At 72.2% G+C, this 23,169-nt stretch carries 23 protein-coding genes and 1 pseudogene; 15 read left to right on the top strand and 9 right to left on the bottom strand.

Annotated elements, in window-relative coordinates; translation table 11 throughout:
- Window positions 1-11: 11 nt before the first annotated feature.
- Window positions 12-914, bottom strand: coding sequence for a LysR family transcriptional regulator (locus ABZ919_RS39735; protein WP_361258616.1), 903 nt, complete (start codon window positions 912-914; stop codon window positions 12-14).
- Window positions 915-988: 74 nt separating this feature from the next.
- On the opposite strand from ABZ919_RS39735, the gene ABZ919_RS39730 reads away from it, so the two are divergent.
- The gene (locus tag ABZ919_RS39730) at window positions 989-1,945 is read left to right on the top strand and encodes a DMT family transporter (protein WP_361258613.1); all 957 of its coding nucleotides are present in this window, start codon (window positions 989-991) and stop codon (window positions 1,943-1,945) included.
- Window positions 1,946-1,954: 9 nt separating this feature from the next.
- On the opposite strand, the gene ABZ919_RS39725 is transcribed toward ABZ919_RS39730, so the two are convergent.
- Window positions 1,955-3,286, bottom strand: coding sequence for an aminotransferase class I/II-fold pyridoxal phosphate-dependent enzyme (locus ABZ919_RS39725; protein ID WP_361258610.1), 1,332 nt, complete (start codon window positions 3,284-3,286; stop codon window positions 1,955-1,957).
- 69 nt (window positions 3,287-3,355) lie between these two features.
- On the opposite strand from ABZ919_RS39725, the gene ABZ919_RS39720 reads away from it, so the two are divergent.
- The gene (locus ABZ919_RS39720; RefSeq protein WP_361258608.1) at window positions 3,356-4,036 is read left to right on the top strand and encodes a pyridoxamine 5'-phosphate oxidase family protein; all 681 of its coding nucleotides are present in this window, start codon (window positions 3,356-3,358) and stop codon (window positions 4,034-4,036) included.
- A 332-nt stretch (window positions 4,037-4,368) separates the two neighbouring features.
- On the opposite strand, the gene ABZ919_RS39715 is transcribed toward ABZ919_RS39720, so the two are convergent.
- From ABZ919_RS39715 to ABZ919_RS39705, 3 genes are all read right to left on the bottom strand, one after another.
- A complete protein-coding gene (locus ABZ919_RS39715) occupies window positions 4,369-5,313 on the bottom strand; it encodes an EamA family transporter (RefSeq protein ID WP_361258605.1) in 945 nt (314 codons plus the stop codon).
- Between the two features lie 188 nt (window positions 5,314-5,501).
- Window positions 5,502-6,506 carry an EamA family transporter gene (locus tag ABZ919_RS39710; protein ID WP_361258602.1) on the bottom strand — a complete coding sequence of 335 codons (1,005 nt, stop codon included), beginning with the start codon at window positions 6,504-6,506 and terminating at the stop codon, window positions 5,502-5,504.
- 70 nt (window positions 6,507-6,576) lie between these two features.
- Window positions 6,577-7,089, bottom strand: a complete 513-nt coding sequence (locus ABZ919_RS39705) for a Clp protease N-terminal domain-containing protein (RefSeq protein WP_361258666.1) — start codon at window positions 7,087-7,089, stop codon at window positions 6,577-6,579.
- Window positions 7,090-7,453: 364 nt separating this feature from the next.
- Between ABZ919_RS39705 and ABZ919_RS39700 the strand changes: the two genes are divergently transcribed.
- Window positions 7,454-7,882 (top strand): SRPBCC family protein, encoded by a 429-nt coding sequence (locus ABZ919_RS39700; RefSeq protein WP_361258599.1) that lies wholly within the window; start codon window positions 7,454-7,456, stop codon window positions 7,880-7,882.
- 72 nt (window positions 7,883-7,954) lie between these two features.
- Here the strand turns inward: ABZ919_RS39700 and ABZ919_RS39695 are convergent, their stop codons facing one another.
- A complete protein-coding gene (locus ABZ919_RS39695; RefSeq protein WP_361258596.1) occupies window positions 7,955-8,581 on the bottom strand; it encodes a PadR family transcriptional regulator in 627 nt (208 codons plus the stop codon).
- A gap of 392 nt (window positions 8,582-8,973) precedes the next feature.
- Here ABZ919_RS39695 and ABZ919_RS39690 point away from each other — a divergent pair, with 392 nt between their 5' ends.
- Window positions 8,974-9,786 carry a PhzF family phenazine biosynthesis protein gene (locus tag ABZ919_RS39690; RefSeq protein ID WP_361258593.1) on the top strand — a complete coding sequence of 271 codons (813 nt, stop codon included), beginning with the start codon at window positions 8,974-8,976 and terminating at the stop codon, window positions 9,784-9,786.
- Window positions 9,787-9,805: 19 nt separating this feature from the next.
- On the opposite strand, the gene ABZ919_RS39685 is transcribed toward ABZ919_RS39690, so the two are convergent.
- Together ABZ919_RS39685 and ABZ919_RS39680 are read right to left on the bottom strand one after the other, a co-directional pair.
- Complete coding sequence (locus tag ABZ919_RS39685) at window positions 9,806-10,606, bottom strand: type II CAAX endopeptidase family protein (RefSeq protein WP_361258590.1); 801 nt, start codon at window positions 10,604-10,606, stop codon at window positions 9,806-9,808.
- Between the two features lie 397 nt (window positions 10,607-11,003).
- Window positions 11,004-12,521 (bottom strand): glutamate--cysteine ligase, encoded by a 1,518-nt coding sequence (locus tag ABZ919_RS39680; protein WP_361258587.1) that lies wholly within the window; start codon window positions 12,519-12,521, stop codon window positions 11,004-11,006.
- A 566-nt stretch (window positions 12,522-13,087) separates the two neighbouring features.
- Between ABZ919_RS39680 and ABZ919_RS39675 the strand changes: the two genes are divergently transcribed.
- The 7 genes and pseudogenes from ABZ919_RS39675 to ABZ919_RS39645 all read left to right on the top strand — a co-directional run.
- The gene (locus tag ABZ919_RS39675) at window positions 13,088-13,690 is read left to right on the top strand and encodes a hypothetical protein (protein ID WP_361258584.1); all 603 of its coding nucleotides are present in this window, start codon (window positions 13,088-13,090) and stop codon (window positions 13,688-13,690) included.
- A gap of 284 nt (window positions 13,691-13,974) precedes the next feature.
- On the top strand, window positions 13,975-14,181 hold the full coding sequence (locus tag ABZ919_RS39670; protein WP_361258581.1) for a DUF5999 family protein: 207 nt from the start codon (window positions 13,975-13,977) through the stop codon (window positions 14,179-14,181).
- Between the two features lie 331 nt (window positions 14,182-14,512).
- Window positions 14,513-15,043, top strand: coding sequence for a universal stress protein (locus tag ABZ919_RS39665; protein ID WP_361258578.1), 531 nt, complete (start codon window positions 14,513-14,515; stop codon window positions 15,041-15,043).
- A gap of 369 nt (window positions 15,044-15,412) precedes the next feature.
- Complete coding sequence (locus ABZ919_RS39660) at window positions 15,413-15,535, top strand: hypothetical protein (RefSeq protein ID WP_361258576.1); 123 nt, start codon at window positions 15,413-15,415, stop codon at window positions 15,533-15,535.
- A gap of 645 nt (window positions 15,536-16,180) precedes the next feature.
- Window positions 16,181-18,136 (top strand): amino acid transporter, encoded by a 1,956-nt coding sequence (locus ABZ919_RS39655; protein WP_361258573.1) that lies wholly within the window; start codon window positions 16,181-16,183, stop codon window positions 18,134-18,136.
- A gap of 248 nt (window positions 18,137-18,384) precedes the next feature.
- Window positions 18,385-18,780: a helix-turn-helix transcriptional regulator gene (locus tag ABZ919_RS39650; RefSeq protein WP_361258570.1), complete on the top strand. Its 396-nt coding sequence runs from the start codon at window positions 18,385-18,387 to the stop codon at window positions 18,778-18,780.
- 36 nt (window positions 18,781-18,816) lie between these two features.
- A pseudogene (locus ABZ919_RS39645) lies at window positions 18,817-19,256 on the top strand (molybdopterin cofactor-binding domain-containing protein); the annotation flags it as partial.
- On the opposite strand, the gene ABZ919_RS39640 reads toward ABZ919_RS39645, so the two are convergent.
- A complete protein-coding gene (locus ABZ919_RS39640; protein ID WP_361258567.1) occupies window positions 19,171-19,659 on the bottom strand; it encodes a hypothetical protein in 489 nt (162 codons plus the stop codon). The pseudogene ABZ919_RS39645 and the gene ABZ919_RS39640 sit on opposite strands and share 86 nt — an antisense overlap.
- 206 nt (window positions 19,660-19,865) lie before the next feature.
- Here ABZ919_RS39640 and modA point away from each other — a divergent pair, with 206 nt between their 5' ends.
- The 4 genes from modA to ABZ919_RS39620 are packed head-to-tail and all read left to right on the top strand — an operon-like array spanning window position 19,866 to window position 23,119.
- On the top strand, window positions 19,866-20,687 hold the full coding sequence (gene modA / locus ABZ919_RS39635; RefSeq protein WP_361258564.1) for a molybdate ABC transporter substrate-binding protein: 822 nt from the start codon (window positions 19,866-19,868) through the stop codon (window positions 20,685-20,687).
- Window positions 20,684-21,544, top strand: coding sequence for a molybdate ABC transporter permease subunit (gene modB, locus ABZ919_RS39630; RefSeq protein ID WP_361258561.1), 861 nt, complete (start codon window positions 20,684-20,686; stop codon window positions 21,542-21,544). Before modA ends, modB begins: the two co-directional genes overlap by 4 nt.
- Window positions 21,545-21,585: 41 nt before the next feature.
- Window positions 21,586-22,671: an ABC transporter ATP-binding protein gene (locus ABZ919_RS39625; protein ID WP_361258558.1), complete on the top strand. Its 1,086-nt coding sequence runs from the start codon at window positions 21,586-21,588 to the stop codon at window positions 22,669-22,671.
- 28 nt (window positions 22,672-22,699) lie between these two features.
- The gene (locus ABZ919_RS39620) at window positions 22,700-23,119 is read left to right on the top strand and encodes a TOBE domain-containing protein (protein ID WP_361258555.1); all 420 of its coding nucleotides are present in this window, start codon (window positions 22,700-22,702) and stop codon (window positions 23,117-23,119) included.
- Window positions 23,120-23,169 lie beyond the last annotated feature (50 nt).

The raw sequence follows: 23,169 nt of genomic DNA, 5'->3' as shown, positions 1-23,169 counted from the left end.
CCGCGACCGGCTCAGCCGAGCCTTCCAGCCGCGGCGCGCAGCGCCTCGACCGCCGCACGGATGGAGGGGCGCCGGTCGCCGTCCGCGCGCCAGACGACGTACACGTGCCGGCGCACCCGCTGCTTGAGCGGCACGAGGACCACGCCCTCCGGGACCGGGTGCCGGCCCAGTAGCGGCGCGATGCACACGCCCAGTCCGGAGGCGACCAGTGCGAGTTGGGTGTGGGTCTCGCCGGCGCGGTGGCCGACGATCGGCTCCACCCCCTTGGACCGGAGCGTGAACATCAGCCACTCGTGGCAGAACTCGCCTTCGCCCCAGGTGATCCACTCGTCCTCGGCGAACTCGGCGAGGTCCACCTCGTCCCGGTCGGCGAGCCGGTGCCCGGCGGGCATGGCGACATCGGCCGGGTCGTCCAGCAGGGGCGCCTTGACCAGGCCGTCAGGGACCGGCATCGGCTTGTTGTACCAGTCCAGGACCACGGCGAGGTCGAGGTCGCCGCGGACGACGCCGGCGATGCCCTGCTCCGGCTCCAGCTCGCTGGAGCGCACGCGCAGCCCGGGGTGCTCGGCCCGCAGCGCACCGAGCGCGACGGGGAAGAGCCCGCGGGCCGCGGTCGGGAACGCGGACAGCCCGAGTTCGCCGACGACCTGCCCGCGATGCGCCTCCAGGTCCGACTCGGCGAGTTCGACCTGCGAGAGGATGCGCTTCGCGTGCTCCGTCAGCAGCCTGCCGGCGTCCGTGAGCCGCACCCCCCGGCCGTTCTTGGCGAGCAGCTGCTGGCCGATCTCCCGCTCCAGCTTGCCGAGCTGCTGGGAGACGGCGGACGTGGTCACGTGCAGCGCGTCCGCGGCCGCGCTGACCGAGCCGTGCCGGGCGAGGGCATCCAGGGTGCGCAGGCGCTCCAGATTCAACATGTAAGCGATTCTAAGAGGTATCGGGTGGGATATCTCGATTGTGCTACGAGGTTGCATCCAGCATCGTGGAGACCATGAGCACGGTCACCACGCCCCGAACCCAGTCCCCCGCCCCTGCTCGCCCCCGCGCCCGCCTCGACTGGCGGCTGCGCTTCGGCGCCCTTTCCCTGATCTGGGGCTTCAGCTTCCTGCTGATCAAGGTCGGCACCGGGGGCTATGCACCCTTCCAGGTCACTCTCGGGCGTCTGGTGTTCGGTACGGCGGTACTGGTGGCGGCGATGGCGGTCAAGCGGGAGAGGCTGCCGCGCGGGGCCCGGCTGTGGGGCCACATGGCGGTCGCCGCGTTCTTCCTGAACGCCCTGCCGTTCTCCCTCTTCGCCTACTCCGAGCTCACGATCCCGTCCACACTGGCCGGTATCTGCAACGCCACGTCACCCCTGTGGGGCATGGCCCTGTCGCTGGTCGCCCTGTCCGAGGACCGGCCGACCCGGGTGCGCGTCGCCGGCCTCGGCCTCGGCTTCCTCGGGGTGCTGACGGTCCTCGGCGCGTGGCAGGGCTTCCACGGCCTGGACGCCACGGGTACGGCGATGGCACTGCTGGCCTCGCTGAGCTACCCGGTGGGCTGGATCTACGTCCGCCGGACGCTCACGGGCACGGGCCACTCCCACCTGTCGATGACGGGCGCGCAACTGCTCCTCGCGACCCTTCAACTGGCCGTCGTCACACCGTTGTTCGCCGGGCTGCCGACCCACGTGTCGCTGGTGCCGCTGCTGGCGATCGCCGCGCTGGGCGCACTGGGCACGGGGCTGGCGGTGCTGATCCAGTACGGCCTGGTCGCCGAGGTCGGCCCGACGACCGCACAGATGGTCACCTACTTCATTCCGGTCATCGCCACGGCGGCCGGCGTGGCGATCCTCGGGGAGTCGCTGCGGTGGACCACACCCGTGGGTGCGGTGGTCGTCCTCGCGGGGGCCGCGCTCACGCAGGTGCGCCAAAGGAGTGCCTGGGGATGGCGGCGCGCCAGGGGGTAGAGGTCGCCCTCAGCCATAAGCACGCGCCGGGGACGGCCGTACCGCTGCTGCCACCGCGTCGGCCAGGGGGGTGATGTCCCCCTCCGTGAGCGTGGAGATCGTGATGCGGATCGCCGGGCCGCTGTTCAGGCGGAACCGGGCGCCCGGCGCCACCGCCCAGCCCGTCTGCAGCAGCCGGGCCACCGCGCCCGTCTCGTCGGGCACCGGAACCCACACGTTCATGCCGCTGCGGCCGTGGGCGGCCACGCCCCGTTCCGCCAGCGCGTCCACCAGGGCGTTCCGCCGGGCCCCGTACGCCCGCGCCACCGCCGCCCGGTCCACCGCGCCCTGCGACCACAGCCGGACCACCGCCCGCTGCAGCACCAGGCTCACCCAGCCGGGGCCCAGGCGCTGACGGCCCCGCACCCGGTCGACGGTGACCGGGTCGCCGGCGAGGACGGCGACGCGCAGGTCGGGGCCGTAGGCCTTGGATGCGGAGCGGACGACGGCCCAGTGGCGGGTGACGCCGGCGAGCGGGTGCAGCGGGAGGTCGACGATGCCGTGGCCGTGGTCGTCCTCGATCAGCAGGGTCTGCGGATGGTCGCGCAGGACCGCGCGCAGGGCACGCGCGCGCGTGGCCGTCACCGAGGCGCCGGTCGGGTTCTGCGCCCGGTCGGTGACGATCAGGGCGCGGGCCCCGGACTCCAGGGCCCGCCGCAGGTCCTCGGCGCGCGGCCCGTCGTCGTCCACACCCACGGGAACCGTGCGCAGCCCCAGCGCCGGGACCAGGTCGAGCACACTGCCCCAGCCCGGGTCCTCGACGGCGACCTCGTCCCCCGGTTTGAGGTGAGCGCCGAGGACGCGCTCGATGGCGTCGAGGGAACCGGAGGTCACGGTCAGCGGGCCCTCGGGAACGCCGTCGGCGTCGAGTTCGTCGCGGGCGGTGCGGACGAGGTCCTGGTCGACCGGGTCGTCGCCGTAGAGGACGGCCCGCCGGTCCCCCTCCTCCGCCGCCGCGGCGAGCGCCGGGGCGAGGCGGGGCAGCAGGGCCGGATCGGGGTTGCCGGTGGCCAGGTCGCGGCCGCCGGCGGGAACCTGCACACGCAGTTCCTCACGGCCGGTGGTGGCCGGCTTGGGCCGGACACGGCTGCCCCGGCGGCCGGCCGTCTCGATCACCCCGCGCTCGCGCAGGGTGCGGTAGGCGGCCGCCACGGTGTTCGGGTTCACCCCGAGCCGGTTCGCCAACTCCCGCATGGGCGGCAGGGATTGACCGGGCCGCAGCTCACCGGCTCCGACCGCGCGCTCGACGCTGGCCGCGATGTCCGCTGCGCCGCGCCCTTCGATGGGATACTCTCCTAGCACAAAATACATTATGCACTAGTGCAATAGGCTCACCGTCAGATCGCCGTTGCTCGCCATGGAGGAACCGTCATGCAGGGGACGACCGAGGAAACCCAGGCCGCCGCCTACACCCCGACCGACCGCACCGTGCCCACGCGCTCCGCGGAGCGGGCGTCGTACGACAGGGAACTGGTGCACGCGATACTCGACGAGGGGTACGTCTGTCACCTCGGCTTCGTCCGCGACGGTGCCCCGGTCGTGCTGCCCACGCTCTACGGCCGGGTCGGCGAGCGGCTGTACGTCCACGGGTCCACCGGTTCCCGCCCGCTGCGGATGACCGGCGCGGCCGACCCGGGCCTGCCCGTGTGCCTGACGGTCACCCACGTGGACGGGCTGGTGCTGGCCCGCTCCGCCTTCCACCACTCCCTCAACTACCGCTCCGTGGTGGTGCACGGCGTCGCGCGCCAGGTCACCGACCCCGAGGAGCGGCGCCTGGCCCTGGACGCGCTGGTGAACCACGTCGTGCCGGGCCGCGCGGCCGACTCCCGGCCGGCCGACAAGAAGGAGCTGGCCGCCACCGCGGTGATCCGCCTGGATCTGGACGAGGTCTCGGCCAAGCTCCGCACCGGCGGCGCGAACGACGACCCGGAGGACCTCGCCCTGCCGTACTGGGCCGGCGTCGTCCCGCTCCGGAAGGGTTACGACACGCCGGTCCCCAGCGCCGACCTGGCGCCCGGCATCGAGCTGCCGGACTACCTGAAGTCCCTCTAGCTAGCCTAGTGCTGTGACCGGAAAGGTTTGCCGGAAAGCTCGCGGCGTCCGGTGCTGGCGGCACCTCGCACGCCTTCAGGCAGCGGGGGAGCATCGCAAGGCGGAGCGTCGCCCGCGTACGGGATGTACCCGGGTGAGGCGACAACGCGGCGAGGTGCCGTGCCGGGCGTCGCGAGCCGGTGAACCCTTCCGGCCGCAGCGCTAGACGGCTCCGAGACCCTTCCGGCCCGCCTGCCCCGGGTCCCTCCCCCCGACGGCCTGAGGCCCTTCCGGCCGGGCGTGCGTGCGTGACGCCCTCCGGAGGGCGGCCGTACCGCGCCGGGGCACAGCGGTCACACCGGGACCGGCTCCCGGCGACCGGCTCCACGGGCCTCGCTCACGGCCAGGCCCGCGACCGCGCCGAGCAGGAGCAGGGTGCCGGCCGCGGTGGACGCGGTGAGCCGCTCGCCGAGCAGGGCGACGGCGAGCACCGCCGCGGTCACCGGCTCCAGCAGCATGATCACGGACACCGTGGCGGACCGCACGACGGCCGCCCCGGCGAAGTACAGGGCGTACGCGAGAGCCGTGGGCACGGCGGCGATGTAGAGCAAGAGGCACAGCAGCCGGGCCGGGTGGGGGGTGTGCGGGAACAGTCCCTCGTGCACCGCGAACGGGAGCAGACACAGGGCGGTCACCAGGAAGGCCCCGACGGTGGTGTCCGAGGCGTCGGCACCGCCGCCCCTCCCCCACCAGCGGGTCAGCAGGGTCATGGCGCCGTAGCCCGCGGCCGAGCCGAGCGCCAGGAGCACACCCGCCGGCCGCACGGTCGCCGCCGAGCCGCCGAAGGTCAGCACGGCCAGCCCGGCGAGCGCCCCGGCGACGGCCAGCACCCCGCCGGCACCGAGCCGTTCGCCGAGCAGCAGCCGGGCACCGAGCGCGATGACGACGGGGCCCGCGCCGAGGGTGACGACGGTGGCCACGGCCAGTCCGGTCGACTCCACGGCCGCGAAGTAGGCGGTTTGGAACACCGCCAGCCCGAGGCCGGTGGCGAGGACCCGGCCGGCCCTGCGGACCAGGGGCTCGGTGCCGGCCGGGCGGACTCGCGGGCGCAGTCCCCGGCCGGCGAGCAGCAGGACGAGGCCCAGCGCGCAACGCCAGAAGGACAGCCCGAAGGCCCCCATGTCACTGGTCCGGTAGACCAGGGAGGCGGCGGCCCCGGCGGTGCCCCAGGCGGCACCGGTGATGATCAGATAGAGCAGGCCACGCCCGACGGGCAGGCCAGAGGCAGTGTTCGACAAGGAGATCTCTCCGCAGAAACGCACCTGTGAGGTGCGGAAGTTCGGGGCGGCCCGCTTCAGCGGGCCGCACGGACTTCGTCTGCGGGCAGCACCGTCCGGCCCGGCGCACCTGCGCCGGGCGGTGTTCCGGAGGCCCGCCTCAGGCGGCCGGCGGCGGAAGGACGAGCGTGGACGGCATGGCCGGCACCTTAGGCGGACGTACGGTGTTCGGACAACTCCCGTTCGGTCCCGCCTGCGACCACCGGCTCGGCCGAGCCCTCGGCGGGGGCCGAGGACTGCGCGATGAACGCGCCGACCAGGACGACCGCGCCGCCGGCGAGCTGCGGCACGGACAGGTGCTCGCCGAGCAGCACCCAGGCGAGCACGGTCGCGATGACCGCCTCCAGGCAGGCGACGACACCGGCGACCTGCGGCGACAGCCGCCGTACGGACAGCACGCCGGTGACGTACGCGACGACCGTGGCGATCAGCACGATCCAGCACAGCAGGGCGAGGGCCGGTACGGCGGTGCCGTTCATGTCGGCGGAACCGGTCAGCACCGACCAGCGCATGTTCCACGGGCGGGCGACCACGGTCAGGACGAGGGCGCCGGCGAGCAGTCCGTAGGCGATGACGCCGAGCGGGTCCGGCGCCTCGTCACCCGCGTCGCCGCCGTGGTCGGCGAGCACGAAGTAACCGACCTGGCAGCAGGCGGCGCCGAGCGCGAGCAGCAGGCCCAGCGCGTCGAAGCTCAGCCCCGACCAGACCTCCACCACACAGGCGAGGCCGCCGGCGGCGAGGACCACACCGAGCGCGGCCGCCCGGGTCACGGGCCGCCGCTGCACGAACCGCACCCAGCCCAGCACCAGCGCGGGGGCCAGGTACTCGATGAGGAGGGCCACACCCACGGGGATGCGGGACAGCGCGGCGAAGTAGCAGGCCTGCACTCCGGCGACGGCAAGCAGCCCGAACCCGGCGAGCAGCGCGGGACGGCGGCGCAGCAGCGCCCGGTGCCGTACGGCGACGGGCAGCATCACGACAGCGGCACCGGCCACGCGCAGCCAGACCACGTGGAGCGGGGCGAGCCCCGCCTCGATCAGCGGCTTGGCGGCCACGCCCGATCCCCCGAAGGCCAGCGCCGAGGCGAGTGCGAGGCCGAGTCCGACGCCCTTGCCGTGGTTGCCCTGACTGCTCTCTGACGTATGCACCGGCACATGATGACAGGCCCGGTCAGGAGCGTCATCCCCGGTGACACCTGTCTCAGGGGCTGGACGTGCGGCGGTGTCAACGGGCCGGTCCGCCGTCGCCGGTGCACTCGGCGGCACCGGGCCCGGTCCGGGTGTCCAGCTCGCGGATGCCGGCGCGTACGAGGACCTCGACGGCCCGGGATTCCGGGTCCGCGATGAGCGCGGCCAGGAGGTCGGTGCCGGTGACCCGAGGCCCTCCGCGCAGCCGGGCGCGCTCGCGGGCGCCGGCCAGGGCGGCGGCCGCGGCGGGCGACCAGCCGCCGGTGTTGCTGAGCTCGCGTGCACCGGGGGCGACGGCGAGCGCCCCGGAGTCCTCCACGCTGCCCTGCCAGCGCAGACCGTAGCCGATGCTGCGTTGCACGAGATAGCCGAACAACCGGGCGAGCTGCGGCGGGCCGCCGACGGCTGCGCGGACCTCGGGGTCGTACTCCAGGAGGGAGTGCAGCAGATGGGCGGTGTCGACGTGCCGGTCCCCGTCCCGGACCGCCCTGCGGCGGGCACCGGCGACCACCGCTGCCAGCTCGGCGCCGAGCCCGGCATCGTCGTCCATGGAGGCAGCCGCCTCGTCAGGTGCGGTCAGGCGGGCTGTACGGGGTTGCACGACGACTACCTCATCAGCCTCGACGAGCCACGTCATCCACGAGGGGAACCATCCTCGCGTCCCACAGAGAGTGGACGTCGCCGTTCGGAATCTCATCCTTACGGAGGAGATCCGGCCGATCCGGCCCCGGGCGGCGAGTGCGGGCTCGTGGCGCTGCCGGGGGCCGGCGCCGGGAGACTCGCGCTCCAGCCGCTCCCGACCCTGCCGCCCATGCGCAGGTTTCTGACGGCCCATCAGTATTGAATATTCGCGCCCCCCGGGCTACGTTCCGCGGCACCGTAGCCCGCTACGCCCGATCCGAAGGGGTGGTCGCATGGCCGAAGTCAGCGCGGAGGCACACATCCAGGCACCGGCCGAGAAGGTGTGGGACCAGCTCACCGACTGGTCGTCGTACGGGGAGTGGAACGCCACCCACACCAGCTTTCCCAACGGAGGCCCCGAGACCCTGGCCGTGGGCGGGACGTTCCAGGAGAACATGAAACTGATGGGTTTCCCGGCCGAGGTCGGCTGGACCGTCGAGGAACTGGAGCCGGTGCGGGTGCTCGCGATCCGCGGCAAGGGGCCGATGGCGGTGACGGTCGCCACCCGTTACACCCTCACGCCGGACGGCGGCGCCACGACGGTGCGCATCGACGGTGAGTTCACCGGCGCCGCGGTGTCGCTGATGGCGGGCAGGCTGAAGGACTCGGCGACGGCCGCGCTGAACGAGTCGCTGCGCAAGCTGGCCGGTCTGGTCGCCTGAGCGCCGGCGGACCGGGCACGCGGAGGCGCCCCGCGTGCCTCACCGCACGGGGCGCCTTGTGGCCCGCGAGCCTCAGTGCTCGTCGGCGAGGATCAGGTACAGCTTCTTGCGCGCGTCGTTGATGACGGCCAGGGCCTTCTCGCGCTGCTCCTTGCTGCCCGTCTTCCAGACCTGGCCGAAGGCCTCCATCAGACCGAAACCGGCCTGGCGGATCTCACTGAGAGCCTCCCAGTCGACCCCGCGCGAGGCCTCCTCCCAGGGGGCGTCCGGACCCTCGTCGGCGGCAGCGCGTCCGTCATCGGTGAGCGCGAACAGCTTCTTGCCACCCTCGCTCTCGCTGGCGATCAGGCCCTCGTCCTCCAGCAGTTGGAGCGTGGGGTAGACCGAGCCGGGGCTGGGCTTCCACGCGCCGCCGCTGCGTTCGGCGATCTCCTGGATCATCTCGTAGCCGTGCATGGGGCGGTCCTTGAGCAGAGCCAGGATCGAGGCCCGTACGTCACCGCGCCGCGCCCGGCCCCTGGGCCCTCCGCGCCCACGGGGCCCCCAGGGGCCGGGGCCGAAACCGGGTCCGCCCGGGCCGAAACCCGCGCCACCCGGACCGAAGGGCCCGAAGGCGGCACGCCGCGCATCGAACCCGCCCATGCCCCGTCGGCCGGGGCCCTCGTGCCGATGTCCACGCTCGAATCCGTGGGTACGCATGGCGATCACTCCATTCCATCGATGATCTATTACGTCTGCATCGCGTATCGTTCGCGATGGCTCAACGATATATCGGAACCGATCGCCTGACAAGCCTCTATCCGATGGCCGGGTTGACCGGCCGCGCCCTCCGGTACCCCGGCAGCCGAAGAGCGTCGGCAGCGCAATGGAAGACCAACTCGTCGCGCGCGCCGGCGGAGCCGGAGGAGGCTTCGCCGGTCACCGCACCGGCACCTTGAGCTCCGGCACCGGCGGCGCCGCCGGGCAAGCCGGCCGGGTCGGGCACCCCGGATGACCGGTGGCCACGAGTGGAGGCATTAGCGCGCGGGAACGTGCCATGGCTCGTGGATTGGCCTTGGGCCGGCACCCGCCGCAGCCGCTAGCGTCGCGTCATGCGCATTCGAATCGTGGACGCCTTCACCGACCGCCCCTTCGCCGGCAATCCGGCCGGAGTCCTGCTGCTGGACGACGGCTTCCCCGACGACGACTGGCTCCAGAACGTCGCCATGGAGGTCAACCACGCCGAGACGGCGTTCGCCCACCGGCTGCCCGCGGGCGGCGAGGCGGACTGGGCGCTGCGCTGGTTCACCCCCGTCGCCGAGGTCGCCATGTGCGGGCACGCCACACTCGCCACCGCCCACGTCCTGCACACCACCGGTGCCCATGGGGGCCCGGTGCGGTTCGCCACCCGCAGTGGCGTGCTCATCGCCACGCCCGCCGCGGACGGCTCGATCACCCTCGACTTCCCCACCGCGCCCCTCACCCCCGCCGAGATCCCGGCCGGTGTCGCCGAAGCCCTCGGCGCGGCACCGGTCGCCGCCTTCGACACCGGACCGAACATCGGCGACCTGCTGCTGGAGCTGGCCGACGAGAAGACGGTTCTGGGCCTCGCGCCGGACCACAAGTCGCTCGGCGGCTACTCGGCGCGCGGCATCATCGCCACGGCACGCGCCGACGACCCCGCCCGCGGCTACGACTTCGTCTCCCGCTGCTTCTTCCCCAACGTCGGCATCGACGAGGACCCCGTCACCGGCAGCGCGCACACAGCGCTCGCCCCGCACTGGTCCGCCCGCCTGGGCCGCGACGACCTCACCGGGCTGCAGGCCTCCCGCCGCACCGGTCTGGTCCGCACCGGGCTGCGCGGCGAACGCACCCTGCTCACGGGCCGCGCGGTCACGGTCGTCGAGGGGGAACTGCACGCCTGACCCGACGGCCCGCCGGTGGTCAGGCCGTCGGCAGCCAGCCCACCTTGCCGGCGAGGAGGGCATAACCGACGAACGCTCCGATGTCGAGCAGGGAATGGGCTACGACCAGCGGACCGACCCGTCCCCAGCGGCGGTACAGGTACACGAAGACCACGCCCATGACCATGTTGCCGATGAAACCGCCGACGCCCTGGTACAGGTGGTACGAGCCGCGCAGGACCGCGCTGGCGACCAGTGCCGTCCCCGGGGTCCAGCCCAACTGGCCCAGTCTGCGCAGCAGATAACCGACGACGATGACCTCTTCGAGGATCGCGTTCTGCAGGGCGGACAGGATCAGCACCGGGAACTTCCACCACACGCCCGGCAGCGCCTCGGGAACGACCGTGAGGTTGAAGCCGAGGCCGCGGGCGGCCAGGTAGAAGGCGATCCCGGTGCTGCCGATCACGGCCGCGACGCCGGCCCCCCGGGCCAGGTCGGGCCAGGGCCTGGTGCGGTCGAAGCCCAGCGTGCGCAGGCTGCGGCCCTCCCGCATCAGCAGGTGGGCGACCAGCGCGACGGGGATCAGAGCGGTGGCGATGCCGAACAGCTGCCAGGCCAGGTCGAGCCAGGGCCGGCCCGGCGCGGCCGAGGCGTTCAGGGTGGCCGCCTGCGCCTTCAGGCCGCCCGGCTTGGTGACCGCGCCGATGAAGCTGATCAGCGCGGAGACCCCGCTCGCCCCCAGCGAGAGCCCGAGGACGAGCAGCGTCTCGTCCCGCAGGATCCGCCGCCGACCGTCCTCCCGCACCCCGGAATCGGCCACCGAGTCAGCCTCCACCTGCATCCCTGCCTCCAGCCGGCTCATGGGCCCATGGCCCACCTCTGCGTGGCAAGGATCGCAGAAGGAGATGTGGGGGCAGCGGACACCCGCTTCTCCAGCCGGAACCACGCTGGACCGACCGGGGTCCCGCATCCCACGCAGCCCGTCGACCCGGCGGAGCACAGCGAACGGCGGCCTGCATGACACAGCCCTCTGGGGCCCGGAGTCGGCGGAGCGAACGGCAGCCTCCGGCTACGGCACCAGCCCGGACCGACCGAACGCACAGCAACCCACACCCACCCAGCCCCCACCGGACTCGCCCCGCGGAGCGAACAGCAGCCCCTACCCACGCCCCGCCCGGAGCCGAACCCGAACCCGGACCCGCACCCGGACCGCGGAGCGCACCGTTCTGCCGTGGCCGTCAGCCCAGAGGGACGGGCTCGGGCAGCCCGACCGGCCAGGTGTGCACCGGCTCCCCCACGTGCATCAGCTCGGCATAGCGCCGCGTCGTGGCGGCCAGCGCAGCATCGCGGGACAGTCCCTGCTCCAGGGCCCGATGGAACGTTGCCGCCTGCCAGGACGCCCCGTTCACCCGGCGCCGACAGCGCTCCTCGATGACGCCCAGGTAGAGGTCACGGTCGGCCGCCTCCACGCCCCACGCGTCCAGCCCGGCCGAGGCCAGCGGCAGCAGCTCGTCGCGGACCAGGGTGACCGCGTCGACCTCGCCCGTGCCGCCGTAGCGCCCCCGCCGCGGCCACACGAACCGCGCGTCGATGCCGTACCGGCACGCGGCGTCGAAGTTGGCCTCGGCCGCGGCGAAGGGCATCCGCGTCCACACCGGCCTGGACTCCTCGGCGAGGGCACGGACCAGGCCGTAGTAGAAGGCGGCGTTGGCGATCACGTCGGTGATGGTCGGTCCGGCGGGCAGCACCCGGTTCTCCACCCGGAGGTGCGGGACGCCGTCGGCGATGCCGTACACCGGCCGGTTCCAGCGGTAGATCGTGCCGTTGTGCAGGACCAGCTCGGCGAGCCGGGGTGTGCCACCCGCCTCGACGACCTCCAGTGGCTCCTCGTCGTCGCAGATGGGCAGCAGCGCGGGGAAATAGCGCAGGTTCTCCTCGAACAGGTCGTACGCCGAAGCGACCCACCGCTCACCGAACCAGGTGCGTGGCCGCACGCCCTGCGCCTGGAGCTCGGGCGGTCGGGTGTCGGTGGACTGCAGGAACAGCGGCGGGCGGGACTCGCGCCACAGCTCGTGGCCGAACAGGAACGGCGAGTTGGCGCCCACGGCGATCTGCGCGGCCGATGCCGCCTGCGCCGCGTTCCACACGTCCGCGAACCGCGCCGGGGTGACCTGCAGGTGCAGCTGTACGGAGGTGCACGCGGCCTCCGGGACGATCGACTTCGAGGTGCAGACGAGGTGTTCCACGCCCTCGATGTCGAGCCGGAAGTCCTCACCGCGCGCGGCCACGATCTGGTCGTTGAGCAGGGTGTAGCGGTCGACCTCGGAGAGGTTGGAGGAGACCAGGTCGTCGCGGTCGAGTGTGGGCAGGATGCCGATCATGACGATGCCGGCGTCCACCTCGCCGGCCTTGCGGTCGGCGTAGGCGAGCGAGGTGCGCAGTTCCTCGGCGAGCCGGTCGAATACCCGGCCGCCCAGTCGGTGCGGGGCGATGTTGACTTCCAGGTTGAACATGGCGAGCTCTGTTTGGAAATCGCGGCTCGCGATGCGCTCCAGTACCTGCCCGTTCAACATTTTGGGCATGCCGTCGGGCCCGGCGAGATTCAATTCGATCTCGACTCCCATGAGGTTCTTGGGGCGATCGAACCGCTTGTCCCGCAGCAGTCGCTCAAGTCCCGCGAGGCACTTCTGGAGCTTTTCGCGGTAGCGCTGGCGATCGGACAGGTCGAACTGCCCCGCCACGACCTTCTCCCCCATCGAAGTGTCCCTCCTCGGATGGGCGGGCCGACGATCCGGCCGCCGGGCTCCCGGTCAGGGTGGATAATGCCCAGCGAAAGCGATCGATAACGTCCCGCGCGGGCCCGGCACCCGCTAGGCTGTCGCAAGGTTCCCCGCGGCACATTCACGGGGCATGCCGCGGCGTGCATCCCCGGGTGCCCGGAACACCTCGTGAAAAACGCCGACGACATTCGGCCGACCGCTACCGGCGCGTGTTGCGAGGTCAGCAGGGGTGGACGGGGACGGAAATCGGGAGGATTCCCGCAAATCGGCGACGCATTACCGACTTGCGTGAGTTCCCGGAATGGGATAGACGAAACAACGGCTGAACACGCGTCGTATAAACTTCGCCCACAAGGCGGAAGGGTGACGCCCTCGGTCCTGGTTCCTGCCGTGTTCAGGCCGTCCCGGTGACGGGCGGCAGCCGAGCCGCACCCATGTTCACCGACCCGGGCCCCGATCCTTCCGGCCTTGCGTGAGCAGACAGCGCCGTCCGCCCCACCCCTCCTCGCGCCGCCGCGCCTGTCGAACGAGAGGCGACCCACATGCCGCTGCACGTGCCCCCTGCCCCTGCGCCCGCTCTGCGCTCCGTCCTCACCGCCCTCGGTTCCCCTACCGCGGTCCGTGAGGCGCGCACCCCTTCCCTGCGCGCGGCGCAGGGGCCGACGACACCCGAACTCCCGCTGCCCGTGCACGTACTGGACCGGATCACCGACCAGGGTCTGTCCGCGACCCGGCTGGCCGGGTGGCGCTTCCTGATCCGCTGCGGCGACCGTTCGGTGGCCGCGGCCGACACCATGCTCACCCCCGACGGCTGGGCCTTCTCGCACTTCTTCGAGGGCCCGTACGTCACCTCCACCGAGCGGGCCCTGCAGCAGGCCGAGGCGCTGCAACAGCCGTACCAGCCACGGCTGCTGTCCCTGCCCGGCCTGTACATGCTCACTCTGTGGCTGCACGGCGACACCACCGCCGACGGAGCCGAGGGTCATCCGGCCGGCACCGATCTGCTCGTTCCGCTGGCTCCGGCCCCGCCCGGCATACCGGCGCACCGCCCGTTCGGGGTCAGCGAGTTGCTCCCGGTGCTGACCCATCGCGCGACTCCGCTTCCGGTGCTCGGACCGCCCGTGCTCGACTCGCCCGCCGCCTGAGCGACACCCGCGCACCCGCGTACCCCGCTTACCCGCAAGGGAAGCGGGGTACGACCATGTCAGGGGTCTGGCCTGCAGGGACTAGCCCGATCCGACCACTGCGAACCACCCGAAGTGACAGTGCACTTGGACTGAACCGTCCGCCCGGGTGACGCGTCATGAACCTGTGAGAAGCGGTGCCGCGAAATCCCTGCGGAATGACGCCCGGAGGGCAACACTGGGTTCCGACCGACTTATCACCACGGGGGACGGCCATGACCACGACAGAGCGAAAGATCCCACCCATGTGCCAGCACCAGCCGCCGTGTCCGCCAGCCGAGTCCGCCGACCGGGAGTCCGCCCGTCTTGTGGCGCACCACCCGGAGCAGGGGTGGAGCCTGCTGTGCAACGGCGTTCTGCTCTTCGAGGACACCGGTGAGCTGCTGCCCGACGGCCGGATCATCGACCCGCACCGCCCACTGGGTGCGGCCCAGGTGATGACCGCCGCCTGAGCGGAGCGCGAGCGAGCAGGGGCCGGCCGCACCCATCCGGTGCGCACCGGCCCCGACGTGTGTCCGGGCCCGGACACGAGGGGTAGCCGGGCGCTGGCGCAACGCCACCCGCAGCGCCCGGCCTCCCGGTTCGGGGTTCGGCGGTTCGTCCCCGGGCACGGCGGCACCCTCGCCCGGAACGACGGCCGGGAACCAGGAGTTCCGGTCCGCCTGCCCGTCCGGCTGGTCGAACGGCCGGTACGGGAGTGGGATGGAAACAAGCAAGAGCCTTGCAAAGCGGGCACATCCGCACGCGAGACACCCGGCGTCGCCCGTGAGGAACGGTGGAGTGATGTCCGGTTACGCAGCCTCGGGGATCGCCCGGGTGGTGGTCGGCGTGAGCGGCTCCCTGGGCAGCGTCACGGCCCTGCGCCGGGCCACCGCACTGGCCCGGAGCCTGGGAGCCGAACTGTGGCCGGTGCTGGCCTGGGAGCCGCCGGGCGGTGATCCCGCCGCGCGTCGCACGCCCGTCGCCGATGTGCTGGTCGAGGACTGGCAGCGGCTGGCCAGACAGCGGCTTGCCTCGGTGCTCGAGGAGATCTTCGGCGGGGACGCCCCCGGTGTGCCGATGCACGCCGTCGTCGTCCGCGGGGCCCCGGGCCCGGCACTGGTGGCGACCGCGGACCGGGAGGACGACCTCCTCGTCGTGGGCGCCGGCCGGCGCGGTCTGCAGCGCGCCTTCTCGGGGCGGGTCCCCCGGCACTGCCTGGCACACGCGGTCTGCCCGGTGCTCGCGGTCCCGCCGTCCCCCCTGGAGTCGCAGCTGCTGTCCGTCCACCGGCGCAACATCTGGCATCTGCGCATGGACATGCGCGGCCTGTGAATGCGGCGAATGCGGCTTCGGAGACGGGCGCGCCGGAGCTTTCCGGAGCGCGGGGTACCCGCCACCAGGCACGCCGGAACTTTCCGGAACGCTGGGTTCCAGCCACCAGGCACGCCGGGCCGCCGGCATCGCGTCAAGGACGGCCCGCCGGACGCCAGGGCGCCGTCGAGGTGCGCTGCCACCGGGCTCCGGCAGGACCGGAACTGTCCGCCTTCCCAGGCATGAGACACCGCGGCGACACCCCCACCCGGCTCACGGGCTCGCACCCGACCGGCGCGGCCGGCGCGGCGTACGACCGTGACCGGGAAGCGAACGTACGCACGGCGGTCTGCTGCGCCGCGATGCTGTTCGGGCTGCTGCTGTCCTTCGATGCTGTCCTTCGACTGGGCCGCCGGCTCGCTCACCTGGTGGCGCGCTGCCCTGTGGTGGGGCATCGCCCTGATGTTGCTGCTCGTCCTGCTCCCGGTGCGGGTGTCGGCCGGTGCGGACTGACTGGCCACGCGCCGCCTGCTGGGCACCCGCCGGGCCCGCACCGATCTGCTGGCCGCCGTACGTCCGCTGGACGGTGTCGCGCAGCGCCTGATCCTGCGCGACGCCCTCGGCAACCGGATCGAGGCCGACCCCGAGGTCCTCGTCCGCAATCCGGGCCTGTGGCACCGGCTCGACGAAGGTGTCCGGGCGTCCGAGGCCGCCGGCACACTGCTGTGCGGCACGACCGCTCCGCACGGTGCCGTCCGCCACCTCGACCGTGAGACCGCTCTGGCCGTGTTCCGGGCCTCGGGCATGGAATGAGCTGAGGCATCAGAGGCCCAGCGGACACACCTCCCCGGCTCCCCGGCGACCTCAGGAGGTGGCCATCGAGGGCACTTCCGGCTCCCCAACAGCCCTCAGGGCAATACGCTCGGTGGCCGTTTGCGGCCTCACAGGACGAGCCGTCGGCCGAGTGGCCGCGTCGCCGGTTCACCGTCGCGGCCTCGCCTTCTTGATGCGGCCCTTCCGGCCGTACGGCATTCTTAACGCAAGATTGACGCCTCCCAAGCCCGGATTCATGGGCCCAGGCGTAACGCTCTGCTTACGCTGGTGCCGCCGTCCGCGTGATGGCCGGAAAAGAGCTGAGCCGCATACAGGAGCCCATAGATGGCCACGACCGAGCATCCCCCTCCCAGTCGCTTGCGCAACTGGATGTTGGAGGGGCTGTCCGACATGGGCAAGCACGGTGGCCACACCGGGCCCCACGCTGCTCCCGAACCCCCGCACAAGGGCCAACGTTGGTACCGCGTCATGTGCCTGACCGGTGTCGACTACTTCTCGACCCTCGGCTACCAGCCGGGCATCGCGGCCCTGGCGGCCGGTCTGCTGTCCCCGATCGCGACAATCGTGCTGGTCATCGTGACTCTGGCCGGCGCCCTGCCGGTGTACCGCCGGGTGGCCGAGGAGAGCCCGCACGGCGAGGGCTCCATCGCGATGCTGGAGCGGCTGCTGTCGTTCTGGCAGGGCAAACTGTTCGTACTCACCCTGCTCGGCTTCGCCGCCACCGACTTCCTCATCACCATCACCCTGTCGGCCGCCGACGCCTCCACCCACCTCGTGGAGAACCCGCATCTGACCAGCACCCTGCACGACCACCAGATGGTGATCACGCTGGTGCTGGTGGCGCTGCTCGGCGCGGTCTTCCTGAAGGGCTTCCTGGAGGCGATCGGTGTCGCCTTCGCCCTCGTCGGCGTCTACCTCGTGCTGAACCTGGTCGTCGTGATCGTCGGCCTGTGGCACGTCGTCACCGCCGGTCATGTCGTCACCGACTGGACCAGCGCGCTGACGGCGGAGCACGGGAACATCTTCGTGATGGTCGGCGTGGCACTGATCGTGTTCCCGAAGCTCGCCCTCGGCCTGTCCGGCTTCGAGACCGGTGTCGCGGTCATGCCGCACGTCCAGGGCGATGCCGGGGACACCGAGGAGAGGCCGACCGGCCGGATCCGGGACACCAAGAAGCTGCTGACCACCGCCGCCCTCATCATGAGCGCCTTCCTGATCACCTCCAGCTTCATCACCACGCTGCTGATCCCCGAGAACGAGTTCAAGCCGGGCGGTCAGGCCAACGGCCGTGCGCTCGCCTACCTCGCGCACCAGTACCTGGGTGGTGCCTTCGGCACGATCTACGACATCTCGACCATCGCCATCCTGTGGTTCGCCGGTGCCTCCGCGATGGCGGGCCTGCTCAACCTGATGCCGCGCTACCTGCCCCGCTACGGCATGGCCCCGCACTGGGCGCGTGCGGTGCGCCCGATGGTCATCGTCTTCACACTGATCGCGTTCCTGGTGACGTGGATCTTCGACGCCAACGTCGACAAGCAGGGCGGCGCCTACGCCACCGGTGTACTCGTGCTGATCAGCTCGGCGGCGATCGCGGTGACCATCGCCGCGCGCAAGGCCGGGCAGCGCAACTGGACCATCGGGTTCGGCGTGATCTCGGCCGTGTTCCTCTACACGACAGTCGTGAACGTCATCGAGCGCCCGGACGGTGTGAAGATCGGCGCCTGCTTCATCGCCGGGATCATCCTGGTCTCGCTGCTGTCCCGGCTGGCCCGCGCCTTCGAGCTGCGCGTGACCAGCGTGACGCTCGACCCGCTGGCGGAACGGTTCATCCGGGACATGGCCAGCCGCAAGATGCGGTTCATCGCCAACGAGCCCGGCCACCGCGACAAGGCCGAGTACCGCGACAAGATCGAGCAGATCCGCGCCGACAACGACATGCCCGAGCAGGAGGACTTCGTCTTCGTCGAGGTCACGGTGACCGACCCCTCCGAATTCGAGGCGAGCCTGACCGTGCGCGGCGAGGTCCTGCACGGCCGCTACCGGGTGCTGACGCTGGAGTCCGCCTCCATCCCGAACGCCCTGGCGGCGCTGTTGCTGCACGTCCGGGACGTCACGGGCTGCACGCCGCACATCTATTTCGAGTGGACCGAGGGCAACCCGTTCGCCAACTTCCTGCGCTTCTTCCTCTTCGGCCAGGGCGAGGTCGCCCCGGTCACCCGTGAGGTGCTGCGCGAGGCGGAACCGGACCGGGTACACCGGCCGCGCGTGCACACCGGCTGACACGGGGCTGTTCACTGGCACGGGCCAATTCAGGGGGCGGCGGGCGCCGGAACCACCTCGCGAGGGGTCCGGCCCGGCTTCCGCCACCCCTTCACCGAGGTGGCCGGTGCCCGAGGCCTCTTCCCCGCGGCAGCCCTGCCCGGCGGCGCCTCGGCCGGCGCCGCGCGCGCTCATGCGGCGTATCGCGTTGTAACCGACGGCCAACCCCACGTCCCCGGTTCCCGGGCAGTGGCCCTATCGTGACCGGCATGCAGTCCTACACGATCGGCCAGGCGGCACGGCTGCTCGGCGTGAGCCCGGACACCGCCCGCCGCTGGGCCGACGCGGGCCGGGTGGTGACCCATCGCGACGCGTCCGGGCGGCGGCTCATCGACGGCAGGGATCTCGCCGCGTTCTCGGTCGAACTGGCCAAGGCGGGCGGTGGCGAGGAGGACGCCTCCTACACCTCCGTCCGCAACGCCTTCCCCGGCATCGTCACGGCGATCAAGCTCGGGGACGTCGCCGCCCAGGTGGAGATCCAGGCGGGTCCGCATCGGCTGGTGTCACTGCTGACCCGGGAAGCCGTCGAGGAACTGGGCCTGGAGGTCGGCATGGAGGCCACCGCGCGCGTGAAGTCCACCAACGTGCACATCGACCGCGTCTGACTCCGGTCCGCCCCCCACCCTCGGCACGACAGCACCCTGGTCCTGCGCACCGCCGAGTTCGGCGACGGCACGACCACCGTGCACAAGCACGCCGCGGCCGGCGAGCTCGCCACGACGGTCGACCGGATCGGCGTCCGCCCGTGCGAGACGAACGTCGTACGGTACGACACCGGCGCCTTCGCCTCCACCGGCACCGTGGTCGCCCGCAAGGCCACCCTGCGTGCCGCCCGCACCTTCGCAGACGAGCCGCTGGACCTCGCCGTGGCGCACGTCGCCGTCCCGCGCGGCCCGCTGGGCGCCGAGTCGATGAGCGGGAGCGCGTTCAGCCCGGTCGCCCCGGCCCTCGCCGACGCCCTGCGGGACACCACCGGTCTGCGCGTTCTCCGCCGTTCACGAAGCTGCCGCCGGCGCGCGCCCGGGTGTGGCCCGCGCTGGTCCTCCGCATGGACAGCCGCCGTCCACCCGGATCGCCGTGATCCCACTGATGTGCCGGGCCCCGCACCGGTCCTGCGGAAGGACCAGCTGGGGCCCCGCCGAATCCAGCGGGGTGTCGTCGATGCGGACCCCCAGCAGGACCGGCGCGTGCGCGAAGTCAGGGTCGATCTCGGCCCAGGACAGCAGCGCGTGGTGACCGTCGGTGCCGGTGACGGCGATGAGGAAGCGCAGCCGGTCCTTGCGTCGCGCCGGGTCGAATCCGGGCCCCGCGTCGGCGAGTACGTCGTACAGGAGCGGGCCGGCGAACCGGTGGTGCCGGATGCCGGTGGTCGCGCACTCGAAGCTGACGTCCACCCGGTGCTGCGGCCAGCACAGCAGGTCGGGCACGGTCAGCAGGGCGGGCCGGGCCAGATCGCCGGTCAGGGCGAGTTCCGTGAGCGTCACCTGCGACCACCTCCCGCAGCACCGTACCCGCAGGGGAGCACCGTGCAAACGCACATGCAAGCTACAAGTCACAAGTTCGCAGCTCATGCGATACGACAGGAGACTTACACCTGGCAGATGCGGCAGTATCATCGCCGCACGGCCGGTTCTCGCCGGCCGTGTCAGGGCGCGACAGTCGTTCCACAGAAGCGAGGAGTAGATCCGTGATGACCCGTTCCGTGCGCCGGACCCGGCGAATGCTGCAGCTGGCCGGTGCAGGAGCCGCCGCCCTGATGGCTCTCAGCGCCTGCTCCTCCTCGTCCTCGGATTCGTCGAACACGAAGTCGGACAAGACGGGTGCCGCCCCGAAGCTGTCCGGCACCGTGACCGTCTTCGCCGCGGCCTCCCTCAAGGAGAGCTTCACGACGCTGGGCAAGGAGTTCGAGCAGCAGCACCCGGGCACCAAGGTGAGCTTCAACTTCGGCGGCAGCGACACCCTCGCCGCGAGCATCACCGGAGGCGCCCCCGCGGATGTCTTCGCCGCCGCCAGCCCCAAGACCATGGCGATCGTGACGGACAAGAAGGACGCGGCCACCACGCCGGCCACCTTCGTGCGCAACCAGCTGGAGATCGCCACCCTGCCGGGCAACCCCGACAAGGTGTCCTCCCTGAAGGACCTGACCAAGTCCGGTCTGAAGGTCGTGCTGTGCGACAGGACCGTGCCGTGCGGCGCCGCCGCCCAGAAGGCCCTGGACGCCGGAAAGGTCAAGCTCACCCCGGTCTCCTACGAGCAGGACGTCAAGAGCGCCCTCAACAAGGTGGAGCTGAAGGAGGCCGACGCAGCCGTCGTCTACAGGACCGATGTGAAGTCCGCGGTTGGCAAGGTGGAGGGCGTGGAGTTCCCCGAGTCGGCCCAGGCGATCAACGACTACCCGATCGCCCTGCTGAAGAACGCGCCGAACGCTCAGGCCGCCAAGGCGTTCATCGCCCTCGTCCAGTCCGCCGAGGGCCAGAAGGTGCTGAGCGAGGCAGGGTTCCTCAAGCCGTGACCCCGCTCGACGAACTCGGCGCCGCGGCCGGCTCCCGCACGGGCCGACCGCGGCGTCGCCGCGTCGGCACGGGGGGCCGGCGCGGGGTGCCGTTGCCGCTGCTGCTGCCGGGCCTGCTGGCGCTGGCGTTCCTGCTGCTGCCGCTGGTCGCGCTGATCATCCGCGCGCCCTGGCGCATCCTGCCCGACCAGCTGTCCAGCACCGAGGTGTGGCAGGCGCTCCAGCTGTCGCTGGTCAGTGCCACAGCGGCAACGGCCGTCAGCGTCGTGCTGGGCGTACCGCTGGCCTGGCTGCTGGCCCGTGCGGAGTTCCCCGGCCGGCGGTTCGTGCGTGCCCTGGTGACGCTGCCCCTGGTACTGCCGCCGGTGGTCGGCGGTGTGGCGCTGCTGCTGGCGCTGGGCCGCAACGGGGTGATCGGCACGTGGCTGGACGCCTGGTTCGGGATCACGCTGCCGTTCACCACCACCGGGGTCGTGATCGCGGAGGCGTTCGTCGCGATGCCGTTCCTGGTCATCAGCGTCGAGGGCACCCTGCGGGCGGCCGACCCGCGCTTCGAGGAGGCGGCGACCACGCTCGGCGCGTCCCGCTTCACGGCGTTCCGCAGGGTCACCCTGCCGCTGATCGCGCCCGGCGTCGCCGCGGGCGCGGTCCTCGCCTGGGCGCGCGCGCTCGGCGAGTTCGGCGCGACGATCACGTTTGCGGGCAACTTCCCCGGCCGTACGCAGACCATGCCCCTGGCGGTCTACCTGGCCCTGCAGAACGACCCCGACGCCGCGATCTCTCTGAGCCTGGTTCTGCTGGCGGTGTCGATCGCGGTACTGGCAGGACTCAGGGACCGCTGGCTGACGGGAGCGTGATCATGGCAGCCGACCCGGGACGTGTGCGAACGTACAGATCCATGACCGACACCGACGCCCGCGAAGCCGACCGCCCGACTGCGGGCGACGAGGGCCTCGACGCCCGCCTCGTCGTCGACCGCGGCTCCTTCCGGCTCGACGTCGCCCTGAGCGCCGCCCCCGGCGACGTGGTCGCGCTGCTGGGCCCCAACGGCGCCGGCAAGACCACCGCCCTGCGCGCGCTGGCCGGTCTCGTCCCGCTCACCCACGGCCATCTGCGCCTGGACGGCACCGCCCTGGAGCGCACCGCCCCGGAGGCCCGCCCGGTCGGTGTGGTCTTCCAGGACTATCTGCTCTTCCCGCATCTGTCCGCGCTGGACAACGTGGCCTTCGGGCCGCGCTGCCGGGGCGTGCCCAAGGCCGAGGCTCGTACCCAGGCCGCCGCGTGGCTGGACCGGATGGGCCTGGCCGCCCACGCGGGCGCCAAGCCGCGCCGCCTGTCCGGCGGGCAGGCCCAGCGCGTGGCCCTCGCCCGCGCTCTGGCCACCCGTCCCCGGCTGCTGCTCCTGGACGAGCCGCTGGCCGCTCTGGACGCCCGCACCCGCCTGGAGGTACGAGCCCGACTGCGCCGCCACCTGGCCGAGTTCGAGGCCGTCGCCGTCCTCGTCACGCACGACCCGCTGGACGCCATGGTGCTCGCGGACCGGCTGGTCGTCATAGAGCACGGGCGGGTCGTCCAGGAGGGCAGCCCCGCCGACATCGCCCGTCATCCACGCACCGACTACATCGCCCGGCTCGTCGGCCTGAACCTCTACCGCGGCCAGGCGCACGGCCACACGGTACGGCTCGGCACGGGGCCCTGCGTCACGACCACCGAGGAGCTGTCGGGTCCGGCCTTCGTGGCGTTCCCGCCGTCCGCCGTCACCCTGTTCCGGGACCGGCCCACCGGCTCCAGCGCCCGTAACCTGTGGCGCTGCGAGGTGGCCGGTCTGGAGACGCACGGCGACCAGATCCGCGCCGACCTCACCGGTGAACTCCCGCTCGCGGTCGACCTCACCACGGTCGCCGCCGCCGAACTCGACCTGCACCCGGGCGCCGCTGTCTGGGCGACGGTCAAAGCCACACAGACGCACGCATACCCGGCCTGATCGGGCGGGCGCCCTACCGTGGTTGCCCATGACACTGAGCATCCGCAACCAGCTCCCCGGCACAGTGACCGAGGTCCAGCAGGGCGAGGCCATGGCCACGGTCAGGCTCCGCCTCGACGGCGGTCAGACCCTCATGGCGGCCATCACCAAGGAGTCCGCACAGGACCTGGCCCTCGCCCCCGGCTCGGCCGTCCGCGCTCTGGTGAAGTCGACCGAGGTCTCCCTGGCCACCCAACGGGTCCACGGCCTGTCGATCCGCAACCAGCTTCCCGGCGCGGTCACGGGCCTGACGACGGGCGCAGTCATGGCCACCGTCAGGATCTCCGTCGACGGCGGTGAACTGACGGCGGCGATCACCAAGGACGCGGTCGCCGACCTCGGTCTGTTCGTGGGCTCCGATGTGATCGCCCTCATCAAGGCGACGGAGGTGTCCCTGGCGACGGCCTAGTGCCGCCGGCCGGGACGGGGGGCGAGGCGCCGGGCGGCAGTCGGGCCAGA

It is taken from the genome of Streptomyces sp. NPDC046759 (assembly GCF_040645475.1).
In the GTDB taxonomy this organism is placed as follows: domain Bacteria; phylum Actinomycetota; class Actinomycetes; order Streptomycetales; family Streptomycetaceae; genus Streptomyces.
Note: the sequence above shows the minus strand (reverse complement) of the source record. Positions and strands in the feature narration are given on the sequence as shown.

What these genes read in the sequence shown, in the direction of transcription:
- ABZ919_RS39735 (WP_361258616.1), bottom strand. Translation starts at nt 914, where the DNA reads ATGTTGAATCTGGAGCGCCTGCGCACCCTGGATGCCCTCGCCCGGCAC.
- ABZ919_RS39730 (WP_361258613.1), top strand. Translation starts at nt 989, where the DNA reads ATGAGCACGGTCACCACGCCCCGAACCCAGTCCCCCGCCCCTGCTCGC.
- ABZ919_RS39720 (WP_361258608.1), top strand. Translation starts at nt 3,356, where the DNA reads ATGCAGGGGACGACCGAGGAAACCCAGGCCGCCGCCTACACCCCGACC.
- ABZ919_RS39705 (WP_361258666.1), bottom strand. Translation starts at nt 7,089, where the DNA reads ATGGACGACGATGCCGGGCTCGGCGCCGAGCTGGCAGCGGTGGTCGCC.
- ABZ919_RS39700 (WP_361258599.1), top strand. Translation starts at nt 7,454, where the DNA reads ATGGCCGAAGTCAGCGCGGAGGCACACATCCAGGCACCGGCCGAGAAG.
- ABZ919_RS39695 (WP_361258596.1), bottom strand. Translation starts at nt 8,581, where the DNA reads ATGCGTACCCACGGATTCGAGCGTGGACATCGGCACGAGGGCCCCGGC.
- ABZ919_RS39690 (WP_361258593.1), top strand. Translation starts at nt 8,974, where the DNA reads ATGCGCATTCGAATCGTGGACGCCTTCACCGACCGCCCCTTCGCCGGC.
- ABZ919_RS39685 (WP_361258590.1), bottom strand. Translation starts at nt 10,606, where the DNA reads ATGCAGGTGGAGGCTGACTCGGTGGCCGATTCCGGGGTGCGGGAGGAC.
- ABZ919_RS39680 (WP_361258587.1), bottom strand. Translation starts at nt 12,521, where the DNA reads ATGGGGGAGAAGGTCGTGGCGGGGCAGTTCGACCTGTCCGATCGCCAG.
- ABZ919_RS39675 (WP_361258584.1), top strand. Translation starts at nt 13,088, where the DNA reads ATGCCGCTGCACGTGCCCCCTGCCCCTGCGCCCGCTCTGCGCTCCGTC.
- ABZ919_RS39670 (WP_361258581.1), top strand. Translation starts at nt 13,975, where the DNA reads ATGTGCCAGCACCAGCCGCCGTGTCCGCCAGCCGAGTCCGCCGACCGG.
- ABZ919_RS39665 (WP_361258578.1), top strand. Translation starts at nt 14,513, where the DNA reads ATGTCCGGTTACGCAGCCTCGGGGATCGCCCGGGTGGTGGTCGGCGTG.
- ABZ919_RS39660 (WP_361258576.1), top strand. Translation starts at nt 15,413, where the DNA reads ATGCTGTCCTTCGACTGGGCCGCCGGCTCGCTCACCTGGTGGCGCGCT.
- ABZ919_RS39655 (WP_361258573.1), top strand. Translation starts at nt 16,181, where the DNA reads ATGGCCACGACCGAGCATCCCCCTCCCAGTCGCTTGCGCAACTGGATG.
- ABZ919_RS39650 (WP_361258570.1), top strand. Translation starts at nt 18,385, where the DNA reads ATGCAGTCCTACACGATCGGCCAGGCGGCACGGCTGCTCGGCGTGAGC.
- modA (WP_361258564.1), top strand. Translation starts at nt 19,866, where the DNA reads ATGACCCGTTCCGTGCGCCGGACCCGGCGAATGCTGCAGCTGGCCGGT.
- ABZ919_RS39625 (WP_361258558.1), top strand. Translation starts at nt 21,586, where the DNA reads ATGACCGACACCGACGCCCGCGAAGCCGACCGCCCGACTGCGGGCGAC.
- ABZ919_RS39620 (WP_361258555.1), top strand. Translation starts at nt 22,700, where the DNA reads ATGACACTGAGCATCCGCAACCAGCTCCCCGGCACAGTGACCGAGGTC.